The sequence below is a fragment of the Bacteroidota bacterium genome (assembly GCA_008933805.1).
GTDB lineage: Bacteria > Bacteroidota > Bacteroidia > UBA8524 > UBA8524 > SB11.
This window is the reverse complement of sequence record WBUH01000009.1, coordinates 16,031-30,797: the sequence shown is the minus strand read 5'-3', so window position 1 is coordinate 30,797 and position 14,767 is coordinate 16,031. Positions and strand designations below refer to the sequence as shown.

Here is a 14,767-nt window from a genome sequence, read left to right as displayed (position 1 = left end):
AAAACACGCTAAACGATGCCTGAAAATATAACTGCTGAACTATTTGTAGAAAGGCTTTGGAAACTCCAATCTGACGAGGAATTAGCCAAAATACAACGGTATTTTAAATCGGGCAAAGGACAATACGGCGAAGGCGACAAATTTATTGGGGTGCGCATGGGGCAATTATTTGCATTAGCAAAAGAATTTGTTGCCATGCCTCCCCTTGAAATTGAAAAACTGTTGCAGGATAATATCCACGAAATAAGGGCGGGTGCTTTGAGCATTATGGATAAGCAAGCCCGTATTAAAAAAACACCTGAAAGCCGCAGGAAAGAACTGTATGAGTTATACATACGCAGACACGACCGCATTAACAACTGGGACTTGGTGGATGTAAGTTGCATTTATGTGGTGGGCGGTTACCTGTTTGATAAACCCCGGGACATATTATACCAACTGGCTGTTTCGGATAACATGTGGGAAAGGCGCACGGCCATTGTTAGTACTGCTTATTTTCTGAAATACGGACAGGTGGACGATACTTTTAAAATTGCTGAAATTTTGCTGCACGATGAACAGGACTTAATTCACAAAGCTGTAGGCGGGTGGATAAGGCAGGCGGGTAAAAATAAACACCGTGCCCGCTTACTTGAGTTTTTAGACCAGTTTGCCGCCACAATGCCACGTACAATGCTGCGCTACGCCATTGAACACCTTGATGATGCCCAACGTAAACATTACATGGGCTTAAAAAAATAACTGCTGCGGTTATTCAATTTCAATATTGTACGATTCAAGCAATCCGGCTACTGTATTTAAAGAAAACTTGGCCTTTTTGATTTTATTCTTTTCAGGATTGATTGAGAAATTATACGACGTTCTAAAGTCAGCTTTTTCAAGTACTGTATTATCAAAAATAGCTCCGCTAAAATCACAATTTGCAAATACCGAAGCGGTAAAATCTGCATCGGCAAAATCAGCTTCCCGCAGGTTGCAGTTCTTAAATTTAGTACCCCCCAGCTTTAGTTTAAAAAACGATGCGATGGTGAGCACACAATCCTCAAACTTTAATAACGACAGAAACTTATTACACACGCTAAAGTTTAACCCCAACAGCTTACAGTTTTTAAACGTTACATCCCTAAACGAAGTGTCTTTTAGTTTTGCATTGCTGATATTACAATCTATAAACTCACAATCCATAAACGATGTACCTGATAAATCAGCTTCTGAAAAATCACATCCTTTAAATACGCAAGTATCATACTCATGCTTAAGCAATGCTTGCCCTGAGTAATTTTTACCCTCAAAGACTTCATTATCAAAACTTTCAATCATACCGACAGATTTTATTTAACCGGAATCCAAACTTCCTCTTCTGATGCGGGGTCGTTTACTTTGTATCGTTCACCCAACAACTCAAAATGCTCCCTGCTATCCACGGTTAAGCCATTTGCGGGCAGCCATTCAGTAAACATATATCCCAAATTTTCAAAATACTTGGCATCAGTGCCTATGTGCAAATAGGTTACGAATTTTCCGCCTGCTAGGGTGTACGTTTCCATACCATCGGGTACCACACTGAAATCGGCAACTTCAACCGCAGCCCAATTCTCAAACGTTGGGGGTTGTTGCATAGCTCCAAACTGAGTAGAGGGGTCAAAAATCTGCATCGAAACTACCTCCGCTCCTATTGCATTGGTTATTTCTCTCCTTCGGGGCATAAACCTGCGCCACAATTCACCGGTGGGGTTGCTTTCAGGAGTAACAGTAATGTGCATTCCAATCAGCTTCTTTTCGGGGATAGTTTTTATTTCCGGATTCATAGTTTCGGTTCAAAATAAACTTTGTTACAGGAAACAAAATAATTGTTTCTCAACAAAAAACACAGAGGTAACGCTCTAAGAAAAATCAATAACCGTTTATCCGCTAACGGATAAGCGTTATTGTTCCTGAGGTGTTATATGTTCGGCCAATTCCTGCCTGTGAAGAAATGGTATAAAAATATACCCCCATAGGAACTAACTGGCCGTTATAATCACCACGCCAGATAAATGACGATGAGTCCGACTCAAAAACACGTTCTCCCCAACGGTTATATATTTCAATTTTAAAAGAATTAACACTTTTATAATCAATGTAAAAGCCGTCATTCAGACTATCACCATTAGGAGTAAAAACATTGGGTATGTAAGGCGGGTTACAGTCCTCCACGTTAATAAAAGCTGTATCCAAAACAGCACCGCATTTGTTTATGGCTGAGATAATATAAATACCTCCTGAATCGGGAGAAATTAAGGGTGTGGTTTCCCCTGTATTCCAAACATACGAGGTTGCTCCTTTAGCAGTACCGTCAAGTGCCAATACCGCATCCTCACAAACCGAAGTATCATTTATTACAGGTTTTACCGGCAATGAGTCTAAGTTAAGTACCGCTGAATCTGCAAAGGCACACCCATTCAGCATAAAAACTACTTTGTATTTGCCTTTAGCACTCACCGTTCGGGTTGCTTGGGTACTGTTATCATCCCACAAATAAGTGGCTCCGGCGATGGCAGCATCTAAAACAGCACTCTGACCGCTACAAACCGAAGTATCTCTCAGTTTTTTTGAAGGTGCAGTTGCCGCACGAATCGTAATACTATCGGTATAGCTACACCCGCTTGCAGAGAGTTTAGCCCAATACAATCCCGCCGTGGTTATAATAACAGAATCGGTAGTGGCTCCTGTGCTCCATTGTTTTGTTGCCCCTGCAATTGATATTTTAAGGGTATAACTCCCCCCTGAACTGCATATTGAAGTATCATTACCCAATGAAAACACAGGCGATGGTTTAGAAGCAACAACAATTGTATCAAAGGCTGAGCAACCCAAGTTTGTGGCCTTTAGCCAATATGCCCCGCTTTGTTTGATAGAAATTGAGGGCATGGTATCAGTTGTACTCCAGTTATAAGTACATCCGACACAACTAAACGATTTAATAATACTATCACCCACACAAACAGCAGTATCAGCACCTAAACTAACCATCGGAGGCTGTTTAACAGTTACCGTTACGGTATCCCAGTTTTTACACCCGTTATTTACTTGTAACCAATAATTTCCTGCTTGCTTAATAGTAATGTTTGGTGTGGTTTCTGCGGTACTCCACAAATAGCTGCAACCTGCACAGTTGTATGATTTTGCGATGCTATCACCTGCACAAAAGGAAGTATCAGCACCCAAACTAACTAAAGGAAGCTGATTGATTGATAGCGTAATGGTATCGCTGTTTACACATCCGTTATCAGCACGCAGCCAATAACTACCAGCCTGTTTCATGTAAATAGAAGCCGTGGTGTCGCCTGTATTCCAAAGGTATTTGCAGTTTGTACAGGTATACGTTTTTAAAAGACTATCGCCGGCACATACAGCAGTATCATTACCCAAAGCAACCGCAGGGCCTTGCTTTATAGTAATCACAACCGTATCTCGTGTTTTGCAATTACCATCAGTAACTTCCAGCCAATAACTGCCAGCCTGCTTAATGGTAATTGCAGGGGTTGATTGATTAGTATTCCATAAATAACTACACCCCGTGCAAGTAAATGATTTACTAATGCTATCACCCGCACAAATGGCTGTATCTACTCCTAAACTGGGAACCACTGCATTTTGAAGACCAATAACAATGGTATCAGCCGCTGTGCAATTATCACGGGTAGCTTTTGCCCAATACGTACCGGCAACTGTTGGTTGATAAGTGGATGTGGTTGAATTGTCCTGCCACACATAAGTAGCATTGCTGATAGCAGGGTTTAATAGTGCGTTTATCTTTCCACAGTATGTACTATCGACCCCGAAAGAAAACGAAAATGGAGCTCCTACTTTAACTACCAGCGTATCATAGGAAGCTACCCCGCATGAATTTCCTTCGATAATTACTGTATCGGTGCCGCTTTGGTTAAATGAGATAGAAAGCGTAGAAGCACTGTTATTTAGTGTCGATGTTCCGTTGCTGTTTTTACGATACCATTTATACGTTGCATTGGCTGTAAAGTTTATCGCTGTGCCGCTACACACCACGGTATCAGTAGAAGGGATATTTATTTTTGGTGTACCTCCCGAACCACTCAGCGAGAACCCGCCTGAAATGCACGAATAACCTGAAACTATCCAGCCTGTAACGTTTACCGACGAACTGTTGGGCCACGAATTAGCCCCCGAACCGCTTGTGGATGTATAACGGGTACAATTATTTGAGTTGCGAACAATCTTGTGCCACAACAAGGCATCGGATGTATTATCCACCTTCCACCCTTGTGAACCCGGGTCGTACCCTACAAGCCCTACCATATCAATATATGCCCCGCTTTTTCGCAAAGCCACTGCATCGTTACCGTTTACACCCGCATTAGAGTTTACCAAACCGCAAGTTGATGCACAGTTGGTATTACAATACGGTGTATTACCTACAATAACTGACGCTCCCGATGAAAGTGTTCCGCTAAGTGTATAAGAACCGTTGGGGGACGTAGCTCCGTTATTATAAACATCCAATGTATAGGCTGATAAATTGATGCTGGCATTGGTGGGATTGAAAATTTTAACCCCGAAACCACTTCCGGGATTCCAATCCACATACTCAACAATCATCAAATCATCCGTTTGCGAAACCCCTTTGACACAAAAAACAACAAACAATACAATTGAAATTGCGTATTTAATCCCCCTAAACATATTTTGCAAAACAACATCCGCAGCTTTAAGGGTGTTTTATCAAAGCATTAAAAATAACCCTTCCCAATGTTACCTTTTGCGATTTATAACATGGATTTACAGCATACTGTACACCCTGATTGTTTTGTAAATTCTAATACCTTTGACGTTGTTTTGTCCTTAAAACCTAAACATTGATGCATAAGCCTATGTGCAGGGATTGGGTACACTACTAAAGCTATGCTTAGCTTTTGATAATTTATAACCAACCAGCTAATAATGAGGAAGTTTATTTTAATAGCTAGTGCGTTTTGCAATAGTGCAGTTTCGATAGCACAGGTTACCAATACAGGGGTTATGGATACCACCGATGTGCAAAAAGAAGGCAAAGTAACCGTTGGGGGTTATGTAGATGCCTATTACGGGTTTGATTTTAACGAGCCCAAATCAGCAGACAGACCTTACTTTGTTTCAATGGCGCGCCACAACGAGTTTACCATTAACCTTGCCTACGCTGATATTAAATACAGTTCTCAAAACATCCGAGCGCGTTTTGTGCCCGGTTTTGGCACGTATATCAATGCCAATTACACCGCTGAACCCGGGGTGTTAAAAAATATTGTTGAAGGGTATGCGGGCATACGTTTATCACAAAAACGCGAGATTTGGTTAGATGCCGGGGTATTCGGTTCTCCCTACACCAACGAGAGTGCCATATCAAAAGACCATTTAATGTACACCCGTTCCTTCGCCCCTGAATACGTGCCCTACTATCTTTCGGGGTTAAAACTCAGCTATACGCTTAATTCCAAAGTAAACCTGTACTTATATCTGCTAAACGGCTGGCAGCAAATACAAGATCTTAACAGTGATAAATCCATCGGCACACAGGTTGAATACCGCCCTGCCAAAAAATGGCTGATAAACTGGAACACATACGTAGGCAATGAAGTATCATCTGTTACACCCCAAAACAGAGCCCGTTATTTTACTGATGTATTTTTCATTTACAATCCCGATGGTAAGTTTTCTGCCACCGGCTGCGCTTACTTTGGAGTGCAGCAACGCAGAGACCTTGCTGGAAAAATGGTAAACCATAACTGGTGGCAGGCCAACCTAATCGGCAGGTTACGGTTTGGCAAAGCATCATCCGTTGCCGCAAGGGTTGAATATTTTAACGACCCTAACAGCGTACAAATAGCCCCCATCACAGCCACTAACGGGTTTTCTTCGTTCAGTGCTTCGGTGGGCTACAACTATCAAATTGCACACAATATCATGGTGAGGTTTGAAGGTAGAACTTTTTGGTCGGATGAGAAGGTCTATATACGCAAAGGGTCTGCTGTTAATACCTCCAATTTAGTAATATCAAACCTGACTCTTTGGTTTTAATGTGAAATGAAATATTCTCTCACACGGCTAAAGCTAAAATATCTTAAGTGTTATAGTAAGACAATTTTAAGTTCAAACGTTTCTAACTAAATCATTTTATGGTTCATACCTTTGATTAGGCGAAAATAAGCACCTTACAAATTCACACCCATGAACGTTCTAGAACAAATCAACGAGTATATTACAAGTCAGCCCGAAGCAAAACGGAATGACATGCAGGAGTTGCACCGTGTTATAATGGGGATAAACCCTGACTGCCGATTATGGTTCTTGGATGGGAAAAACAGTGAAAACAAAGTGGTTTCAAACCCTAATATCGGATATGGATTTCAAACCATGAAATATACTGACGGCAAAACCAGAGAGTTCTATCAAATTGGTATTAGTGCAAACACAAGCGGAATCTCAGTATATATTCTTGGCATTGATGATAAAACGTACTTAGCCGATACATATGGAAAAAGTTTGGGAAAAGCCGGCGTAACAGGCTACTGCATTAAGTTTAAGAAGCTTCAGGATATTAATATTGAAGTGCTTAAAGATGCTATCCGTTTTGGATTTGAGGCAAAGAATTAGCATTCTTAAGAATAAAAAAAGCCACAAAATGTGGCTTTAAATGTTTGTGATCCCGATTGGATTCGAACCAATGGCCTACTGCTTAGAAGGCAGTTGCTCTATCCAACTGAGCTACGGGACCATGAAAACGGCTGCAAAGATACAGCTATCGTTTCATAGTTCAAACCGTTATTTCACACGATACCTTCAAAGGTTTTACTGCTTTGTTCAGAAAGCGGTTCATCGCTTTTATCCCTTTGTAATGAGCAATAATAATATCGGGCAAAATATCATCCGTAATAAACCGCCCCGGAATATAGCCAACACAGCCTGCGAAGCCTTGATTCAACACCAACCCGTCCGAACAGGTATTTACTCCCAAAGGATTGGTTGGGCGGCAAAAACCCTCCTTCCCAAAACTTTCTGAAAAATCTTCGTTGTCTTGCAACAGTGTATATTTTTCATTCTGTTCAGTCAAAAAACCTTTAATCTGTTCCAGCTTATGGTCTTCAATCCCGAAAATTCCGCCAGCCAATACAATTTTTTTGGGCGTAAAACCAAACACCATACCTTCTACAGGCATTCCGGCAACCACGTGCTGTTGTGTAATTATAGCCCCCACTTCGGCAAACTCGCCGGTTGGTAATTCAAAAAACGAGCGGTTTGCACAGGTGATTAAAATCTCTTTTAAGTTATCATTAACACTGCCGTCGCACTTTTTCAATCGGGGCAATAAATTTTTCATAAACCGCCTGAAAACAGGAAGGATGTTTTTTGTATAAAAATCTTCATCCTCCTTATTCCACATGTTGCAAGGCACAAGGTATGAACGGCCTAAAGCACTCATAAACTTATCGCTGAAAAACTTCTGTTTCATAGTTTTAATTATTCGTAGCGTAAACTATTAGCGGGGTTTAGACAAGCCGCACGCAATGCTTGCCAAAGCATTGTTCCGAGGGCTATTGCAGCGGCGACAAAAACAGCCAACACAAAATATTTTACCTCGGGATTAATATGATATGCGAAACCGGTGAGCCATTTATTCATATACATATAGGCACAAGGAATGGCGATAACGATTGCCAACAGTATCAGCAACAAGTATGATTTTATTAGCACATAGGCTACTTGTAAAGTACTGGCTCCTATTACTTTGCGGATACCTATTTCTTTGGTGCGCTGCTCAATACTGTAGGATACAAGGCCAAAAAGACCGAGGCAGGCTACAATGATGGCCACGATTGAAAAGTAGCCGAATATTTTTAGCCTCTTATCCTCGGCCTCGTATTTGCTGTTAAAATTCTCATCCACAAAAAAGTATTCAGTAGGGTATTTTTTTGAGTATTTCTTCCAAACACCTTCCACAAAGGCAACGGTTTCTTTGGTATTATGCTCGCCAAGTTTCAGCAGCATCACACCTCCCCCTACGCTGCCTCGTTTGCGCACAAGCACCATAGGTTCAATGGGCTGTTGCATGGGCATAAAATGATAATCGTTTATCACTCCTACTACTTTTCCATCGTACCCAAATCCGTTTTTCAGCGAAACATCAAAAGGTTTATCCCAGCCAAACTCTCTAATCGCTGCTTGGTTCACTATAAATGCTCCGGTATCATCGGCAAGGCTTTCTTTATTAAAATTACGCCCTTGGGTGATGGGTATTTTCATCAATTCTAAAAACTCATCATCTACCCCGTATATATTCATCAACCGTTCTTCGGCCTTGCCTTTATAATTAATGTATTGCAATATTTTACCTCCAAATTCACCGGGAACTTGGCTGGCAAGTGATACTTTCTGAACATTGGGGTTACCCATCAGTTCAGTCTTCATCACATCAAATTTTTCGATAAATGTGGTATCGGCTCCGGGCACTCTGAATGCCAGTACCCGTTGATTGTCAAACCCCGGATTTTTGTTTTTCATGTACTGCATTTGTCCGTACACTATCAGGGTGCAGCTTATCATAAATACAGCAATGGCAAACTGAACGGTTACTAATAGTTTACGGAATATTGCCGACCCCGAACCCGGTATCTGTCCTGTTTTAAGCACCTTTACAGGCTGAAACCCTGATAGAAACCACGCGGGGTATAAGCCTGCAAAAATGCCTACCAAAAGTGCCCCTACTGCTAATACACCGATTAATCCTAAGCTGAAATCAAGGTTTAGTTCTTTACCCGACAAATAATTAAACCCGGGTAATAACAGCTCAACAAAACACAGGGCAATAATTAAACTGAATATCACAGTTAATACTGACTCACCAATAAATTGGAAAAATAATTGGCTACGACTTGCACCCGCCGTTTTACGAATACCAACCTCGCGGCTACGGCGCGCTGAACGCGCCGTGGCAAGGTTCAGGTAATTGATACACGCAATCACCAGAATTAAAAAACCAATAGATGAAAATATATAGATGTTAGATTTTTTGGTTGTTTGGGCATACTCATGTTTAAAGTCGCCGCTGTTTAAACGTATATCCAACAAGGGTTGTAATTTATAAGTGATACTGCCGTTTACATTTTCGCTCTTCAACCAAGGAATAATAACCTTTTGCACCATCGCGGCCAGCTTGGCCTCAACAGTTGTTTTATCAATCGGTTGTTTAAACAATACGTAATTGGTTTGTTGCATATAAAACCAATCGCGGGTTAGGGCTTCTACTAAATTTGGATGCATCGAGCTGATTGATATCAGCGCATTTGGGACGATGTGTGATACATCAGGTTTGTGCTTGATGATGCCCGTTATTTTATAGCTCTTAAGGGTAAACTTGAGCATTTTGCCCAGCACCCCTTCGGTGGTGCCAAAAAAGGTGCGGGCAAGCTCATCGGTTATGACAATGGTTTGCGGCTCTTGAAGTGCCGTGGCAGGGTTTCCTGCTAAAAATTCGTAATCAAATATTTTGAAAAACTCAGGGTCGGTAAAATAGATTCGCTCTACTTGAAATACCTTATCACCGTACCAAAGGGTTTGCTTTGGCAGCGGACTTAACCTAACCGCCTCTTCTACTTCGGGGTAATCAGCCTTCAAAGTAGGGGTTAACATATATGAACTGTAACTGAGGTTATCATCTTGCCCCGAAAGGTTAAGAATAGAGGTGATACGGTAAATCCTATCAGCCTTTGTATGATTTCGGTCGTAACTCAATTCGTTACTCACGTATAAGAAAATAAGTATGCACGATGAGATACCCACGGCCAACCCGAAAATATTTATAAACGATACCGTTTTGTTTTTATAAATATTCCGTAATCCTGTAAGTAAATAATTCTTAATCATAGGTTTGAGTTTTACAGGGATTGGGATTACATTAATGCTTTTTCGGTTTCGGTTAATAATTTCCCGTCAAACAAGTTCACCACACGCTCGGCGTGTTGGGCGTGCTCGGGCGAGTGGGTTACCATTATCACCGTTGTGCCCAGCGCATTCAACGATTTGATAATGTCCATTACTTCGTCCCCGTTTCGGCTATCAAGGTTTCCGGTAGGCTCATCGGCCAGTATTAGTTTGGGTTGGGTAATTACTGCCCTTGCTACGGCCACACGTTGCTGCTGCCCGCCTGATAACTGTTGCGGAAAATGCTTTGCCCTATGGGCTATCTGCAACTTTTCCATCACCTCTACGGCTCGTTTTTTCCTCTCTGTGGCCGATAGTTTTTGATACAACAAAGGCAGCTCGATATTTTCCTGAACAGTCAGTTCATCTATCAGGTTAAAACTCTGAAAAATAAACCCCACATTTTGTTTTCTTAGTTCGGCCCTTTGGCGTTCGGTATAATTGGATACTTCTTTACCCAAAAAATAAAACTCGCCTGATGACGGGTTATCTATTAATCCCAAAATATTCAACAAGGTAGATTTACCGCACCCCGAAGGCCCCATAACTGCCAAAAATTCTCCCTCTCTCACGGTAAGGTTTATTTTATCCAGTGATATGGTTTCTACCTCATCGGTTTGGTACATTTTGCTCAGGTTTATTGTTTTTATCATAGTCTGATTGTATCACAGTTAGTATTTATCCTTTATATGCAGTACTAAAATTCAAGCACTGTTTTCTCTCCAAAATTTTCGTAGCTCGATATAATTACTTGTTCACCCACTTTTAATCCCTCCAGTATTTCAAAATATTGGGGATTTTGCCTGCCCACTTTTATGGCTCTTTTTTCAGCCGTTTTACCATTATCTGCAAGTACAAAAATCCATGCGCCCCCTGTTTTCTGGTAAAACCCTCCCCTTTCTATCACCAAACTTTGTGTTTTTGCACTCATTTGCAGTTTAAGCGATATGTTTTGCCCGCGTTTCAAGGTTTCGGGAGCGTCTTCGCTAAACTTTAAATCAATGGCAAACAAACCGTTGGTTACTTGCGGATATATCTTCAGCACTTCCAACCGGTACTCCTTCCCGTCCCACTCGCAAAAAGCATATTGCCCCACATAGGTGCGGGCAATGTATAGTTCATCAATATTTGCCCTCACTTTAAACCCTTTTGATACATCTATCGAAGCGATATTTTGCCCTTTGGCCTTCGTTTCACCAATTTCACTGTCAAAATTTGATAGCTGTCCGGCCACAGGCGCAACAATGGTAAGTCCTTCGTTCTTCTTGCGAACCAATTCAAGGTGTTGCTGCATACGGTTTACCGAAGCTGTCATTTGGGTTATCTGGTCAGCAGTTGATACTGAATCCTGTACCAACGCTTTTTGTAAAAGCTTCAATCGTTTATTTTGGTATTCGTAGTTGTTTTTGGTTTGCAAATACTCCTGCTCTGATATCACTTTGTCTTTATAAAGCTTCTCACTATTCTTCATGGCTCGTTGCGCCTCGGCTAACTGAAACTCTGCATCGGCCAACTGGGTAAGTCGGTTGGTTTTATTCTGTTCAAGCGTGTTACGACTGTTGCGTATGTTGTTCAGCAAATCCAACACTTGTGCTTCTTTGTTCAATAAATCCAGCTGCAAATCGGTATTATCCAATCGCAGTAAGGGTTGACCCTCGGTTACTTGCGTTCCGTCTTCCACAAATTTTTCACGCACAACACCGCTTTCTAAGGCATCCAACACCACTGTTTTCAAGGGGACTACCACACCATCGGCAGGTATAAACTCCTGAAACTCCTTCATCTCCACCTTGCTTACCGAAATTTTGTCTTTATCTGCTTTAAAAGAAGACGGTTTGCCCGCACTTGCATAAAACGAATACAGCAATGCCAATATCCCCAGCACAACCACTGCGGTTATTCCTTTCTTGCGCCACTTGGCAGTTTTATTATCAATAGGCCTGTCCATTCACTGTTTTACAACGCAATTCAGTGCCAAAAACATAAAACACTAAAAATCAAACGTATAACACAATCCGATATAATTTGCTTGTTCAACCTCGGACACTAATTTGTCCGATTTCGGACACCTTTGGTCAGATTTTATAAAAAGTGAAACCGCTTTTGTTTTTACTTGTGAACGATTTTACCAAAGCTAATGCACAAGCACGACCTGAATATATTGGTGGTTGATGACGACGAAGATGTGGCACAGGCTGCCACTATCATGCTGAAAACATACGGTTTTAAGGCATCGTTTGAAACCAACCCCGAAAAATTACTGCCCACCCTTGAAAAACAACAAGTGGGCGTGGTGCTGCTTGACATGAACTTTAGGGGTACTGTTTACACGGGCAATGAAGGTTTGTACTGGTTGCAACAGGTGAAAAAGAAGCATCCTCACATTGTGGTAATAATGATAACGGGTTATGGCGATGTGGAGTTGGCGGTAACGGCTATAAAAGCAGGTGCCAGCGATTTTATACTGAAACCGTGGCAAAACGAGAAGGTGTTGGCATCGATACAAACGGCCATCCGATTGCATGAGGCACGCACGGGGAAAACCCAACCTGTTAATACCGATGGAGTACATTTAATAGGGCAACATCCCAAATTACAAGAAACCCTTTCTACCTTAAAAAAAGTAGCCCCCACCGATGCAAATGTGTTGATATTGGGCGAAAACGGAACTGGAAAAGAGTTAGTTGCCAAACTACTGCACCAGCATTCACAGCGTAGTCAAAAACCGTTTGTGAGTGTGGACATGGGCAGCCTGAACGAAAACCTGTTTGAAAGTGAACTGTTTGGCCACGTAAAAGGGGCTTTTACAGATGCACGCGAAGAACGCCAAGGTCGCTTTGAGGCAGCGAACGGCGGTACCTTGTTTTTGGATGAAATAGGAAACCTTTCACCCGTTATGCAGGCAAAACTGCTTAGTGTATTGCAAAACAGGGTGATATACAAAGTAGGCTCAAATACTCAGATACCCGTTGATATACGTTTGGTGTGCGCCACCAATATGCCTTTGCTGCAAATGGTAAAGGAAAATAAATTCAGACAGGATTTATTGTATCGCATAAACACGGTTGAAGTCAGCCTACCACCTTTACGTGAACGTAAGGAAGATATTGCGCTGCTGGCCGACTTTTTTATTGAGCTGTATTGTAGTAAGTATGGAAAACAGGAGAAACGACTCCACACAGTTGCACTAAAACAGCTTGAAAAGTACCATTGGCCGGGCAATGTGCGCGAACTGCAACACGCCATTGAACGCGCAGTAATTTTGAATGATAACGGCGAGTTATTACCCGGTGATTTCTTATTACCGTTGTACGAAATTACCGACGATGGCGGCAACAGCAGTTTTAACCTTGAAGAAAACGAAATACAGTTAATAAAAAAGGTATTACAAGCGCACGGGGGCAATATTAGCAAGGCGGCAGCCCAGCTGGGTATTACAAGGGCCGCACTATATCGCAGAATGGAAAAATATGGTATTTAGTAGGTTTAATACGGGACTTATTCTACGCATAATTGTGTTGAATATGGTGGCAATAGCCGCCGGCTTTTTGCTGTTTGAAAACCGCTATACCTACACCCCTGCTGTATTATTAGGAATCGAAACCCTGCTGGTGGTTGAACTGGTGGTGTATTTACGTCGCACCCAACGCAAAGTAACCCGCTTTTTTGAATCGGCATTGTACCACGATTTTAATTTCACCTTTACAAAAAACGACACCAATCCTGATACACAAGAACTGCACGCTGCACTAAACAGCGTAGCCGACCGTTTTAGGCAACGGAAAATGCAGGCTGAAGACAGTATTAAGTTTAATGAAACGGTGATAGACCAAATACCGTTGGGCATTTTAATTTTTAATGCTGATAATACCTTGTACCGCTATAATAATCATGCGCGCAAAATACTTGGGGATAACACTACGGCACACGTAAATAAGCTATTAGAGAAATATAATTTTCTGCCTGATTTACCGGGGTATGCGGCATCACCGGCCCCTACCATTGTTGAAGTGGCAAAGGAAAACGGTTCGCTCACCTTAGCCGTGCAGGAGCAACGGTTTGTTCACGATAAAAAAACGTTTAAATTATTAACCCTGCAAAATTTCTCAGACCCGCTTGACCGTAAGGAGCAGGAAAGCTGGCAAAACATTATCCGTGTATTAACCCACGAAATAATGAACTCGCTAACCCCTGTAGTTTCTCTGACTGAAACGGCATTACAGCTTACCAAACAAGAAAACCAAACCGAGATATTGCAACAATCGCTTGAAATTGCCCACAAACGCGGGCAAGGTTTATTAGGCTTTGTTCACTCTTACCGAAAAATAACCAATATTAAACCCCTGCAAAAAACCGTTTTCAGGGTGGGTGAATTAATCAGCAGCATTGCTATTTTAAAATCAGAAGAATTACGGGCAAAAAACATTCAGCTAACCACCGCTATTATCCCCGAAGACCTTGAGATGGAAGGCGATTATGAATTGTTGGAACAAGTAGTTATAAATTTAGTAAACAACGCTGCCGACGCAATCATTGATACTGCAAATGCCCGTATTGAGATAACCGCAGGGTTTGATTACCTGAATAAAATACAAATAAGCGTAAGTGATAACGGCCCCGGAGTACCCAAAGACATCTTAGATAAAATATTTATTCCCTTTTTTACCACCAAAAAACAAGGTACAGGCATTGGTCTTAGTCTGTCTAAACAAATAGCATTGATGCACGGCGGTAGCCTGTATTTTGAAAAAGCAGAAGCAGGAAATACCCGCATTGTATTGAAAGTATAAATGTC

At 41.7% G+C, this 14,767-nt stretch carries 12 protein-coding genes and 1 tRNA gene; 5 read left to right on the top strand and 8 right to left on the bottom strand.

Annotated elements, in window-relative coordinates:
- Positions 1-15 precede the first annotated feature (15 nt).
- Entirely contained in the window at positions 16-741 is a 726-nt protein-coding gene (locus tag F9K23_10005) for a DNA alkylation repair protein (GenBank protein KAB2915585.1), read from the top strand.
- 9 nt (positions 742-750) lie between these two features.
- Here the strand turns inward: F9K23_10005 and F9K23_10000 are convergent, their stop codons facing one another.
- The 3 genes from F9K23_10000 to F9K23_09990 all read right to left on the bottom strand — a co-directional run bounded on the left by F9K23_10000 (position 751) and on the right by F9K23_09990 (position 4,701).
- The gene (locus F9K23_10000; GenBank protein KAB2915584.1) at positions 751-1,320 is read right to left on the bottom strand and encodes a pentapeptide repeat-containing protein; all 570 of its coding nucleotides are present in this window, start codon (positions 1,318-1,320) and stop codon (positions 751-753) included.
- Between the two features lie 11 nt (positions 1,321-1,331).
- Complete coding sequence (locus F9K23_09995) at positions 1,332-1,808, bottom strand: GyrI-like domain-containing protein (protein ID KAB2915583.1); 477 nt, start codon at positions 1,806-1,808, stop codon at positions 1,332-1,334.
- Positions 1,809-1,911: 103 nt separating this feature from the next.
- The gene (locus F9K23_09990) at positions 1,912-4,701 is read right to left on the bottom strand and encodes a T9SS type B sorting domain-containing protein (GenBank protein ID KAB2915582.1); all 2,790 of its coding nucleotides are present in this window, start codon (positions 4,699-4,701) and stop codon (positions 1,912-1,914) included.
- A gap of 258 nt (positions 4,702-4,959) precedes the next feature.
- On the opposite strand from F9K23_09990, the gene F9K23_09985 reads away from it, so the two are divergent.
- Entirely contained in the window at positions 4,960-6,072 is a 1,113-nt protein-coding gene (locus F9K23_09985; protein ID KAB2915581.1) for a porin, read from the top strand.
- 150 nt (positions 6,073-6,222) lie between these two features.
- Positions 6,223-6,648: a DUF1801 domain-containing protein gene (locus tag F9K23_09980; protein ID KAB2915580.1), complete on the top strand. Its 426-nt coding sequence runs from the start codon at positions 6,223-6,225 to the stop codon at positions 6,646-6,648.
- 47 nt (positions 6,649-6,695) lie between these two features.
- Here the strand turns inward: F9K23_09980 and F9K23_09975 are convergent.
- The 5 genes from F9K23_09975 to F9K23_09955 all read right to left on the bottom strand — a co-directional run bounded on the left by F9K23_09975 (position 6,696) and on the right by F9K23_09955 (position 11,920).
- Positions 6,696-6,769 (bottom strand) — tRNA-Arg (locus tag F9K23_09975).
- 39 nt (positions 6,770-6,808) lie between these two features.
- The gene (locus F9K23_09970) at positions 6,809-7,504 is read right to left on the bottom strand and encodes a hypothetical protein (protein ID KAB2915579.1); all 696 of its coding nucleotides are present in this window, start codon (positions 7,502-7,504) and stop codon (positions 6,809-6,811) included.
- An 8-nt stretch (positions 7,505-7,512) separates the two neighbouring features.
- Complete coding sequence (locus tag F9K23_09965) at positions 7,513-9,915, bottom strand: FtsX-like permease family protein (protein KAB2915578.1); 2,403 nt, start codon at positions 9,913-9,915, stop codon at positions 7,513-7,515.
- A 26-nt stretch (positions 9,916-9,941) separates the two neighbouring features.
- Entirely contained in the window at positions 9,942-10,625 is a 684-nt protein-coding gene (locus F9K23_09960) for an ABC transporter ATP-binding protein (GenBank protein ID KAB2915577.1), read from the bottom strand.
- Positions 10,626-10,669: 44 nt separating this feature from the next.
- The gene (locus tag F9K23_09955; protein KAB2915576.1) at positions 10,670-11,920 is read right to left on the bottom strand and encodes an HlyD family efflux transporter periplasmic adaptor subunit; all 1,251 of its coding nucleotides are present in this window, start codon (positions 11,918-11,920) and stop codon (positions 10,670-10,672) included.
- Between the two features lie 189 nt (positions 11,921-12,109).
- Between F9K23_09955 and F9K23_09950 the strand changes: the two genes are divergently transcribed.
- On the top strand, positions 12,110-13,453 hold the full coding sequence (locus F9K23_09950; protein ID KAB2915575.1) for a sigma-54-dependent Fis family transcriptional regulator: 1,344 nt from the start codon (positions 12,110-12,112) through the stop codon (positions 13,451-13,453).
- Positions 13,443-14,762 (top strand): HAMP domain-containing histidine kinase, encoded by a 1,320-nt coding sequence (locus F9K23_09945; protein KAB2915574.1) that lies wholly within the window; start codon positions 13,443-13,445, stop codon positions 14,760-14,762. Before F9K23_09950 ends, F9K23_09945 begins: the two co-directional genes overlap by 11 nt.
- Positions 14,763-14,767 lie beyond the last annotated feature (5 nt).

Coding starts and splice junctions, on each gene's coding strand:
- F9K23_09955 (KAB2915576.1), bottom strand. CDS start 11,920: ATGGACAGGCCTATTGATAATAAAACTGCCAAGTGGCGCAAGAAAGGA.
- F9K23_09985 (KAB2915581.1), top strand. CDS start 4,960: ATGAGGAAGTTTATTTTAATAGCTAGTGCGTTTTGCAATAGTGCAGTT.
- F9K23_09945 (KAB2915574.1), top strand. CDS start 13,443: ATGGTATTTAGTAGGTTTAATACGGGACTTATTCTACGCATAATTGTG.
- F9K23_10000 (KAB2915584.1), bottom strand. CDS start 1,320: ATGATTGAAAGTTTTGATAATGAAGTCTTTGAGGGTAAAAATTACTCA.
- F9K23_09960 (KAB2915577.1), bottom strand. CDS start 10,625: ATGATAAAAACAATAAACCTGAGCAAAATGTACCAAACCGATGAGGTA.
- F9K23_09980 (KAB2915580.1), top strand. CDS start 6,223: ATGAACGTTCTAGAACAAATCAACGAGTATATTACAAGTCAGCCCGAA.
- F9K23_09995 (KAB2915583.1), bottom strand. CDS start 1,808: ATGAATCCGGAAATAAAAACTATCCCCGAAAAGAAGCTGATTGGAATG.
- F9K23_09970 (KAB2915579.1), bottom strand. CDS start 7,504: ATGAAACAGAAGTTTTTCAGCGATAAGTTTATGAGTGCTTTAGGCCGT.
- F9K23_09950 (KAB2915575.1), top strand. CDS start 12,110: ATGCACAAGCACGACCTGAATATATTGGTGGTTGATGACGACGAAGAT.
- F9K23_10005 (KAB2915585.1), top strand. CDS start 16: ATGCCTGAAAATATAACTGCTGAACTATTTGTAGAAAGGCTTTGGAAA.
- F9K23_09990 (KAB2915582.1), bottom strand. CDS start 4,701: ATGTTTAGGGGGATTAAATACGCAATTTCAATTGTATTGTTTGTTGTT.
- F9K23_09965 (KAB2915578.1), bottom strand. CDS start 9,915: ATGATTAAGAATTATTTACTTACAGGATTACGGAATATTTATAAAAAC.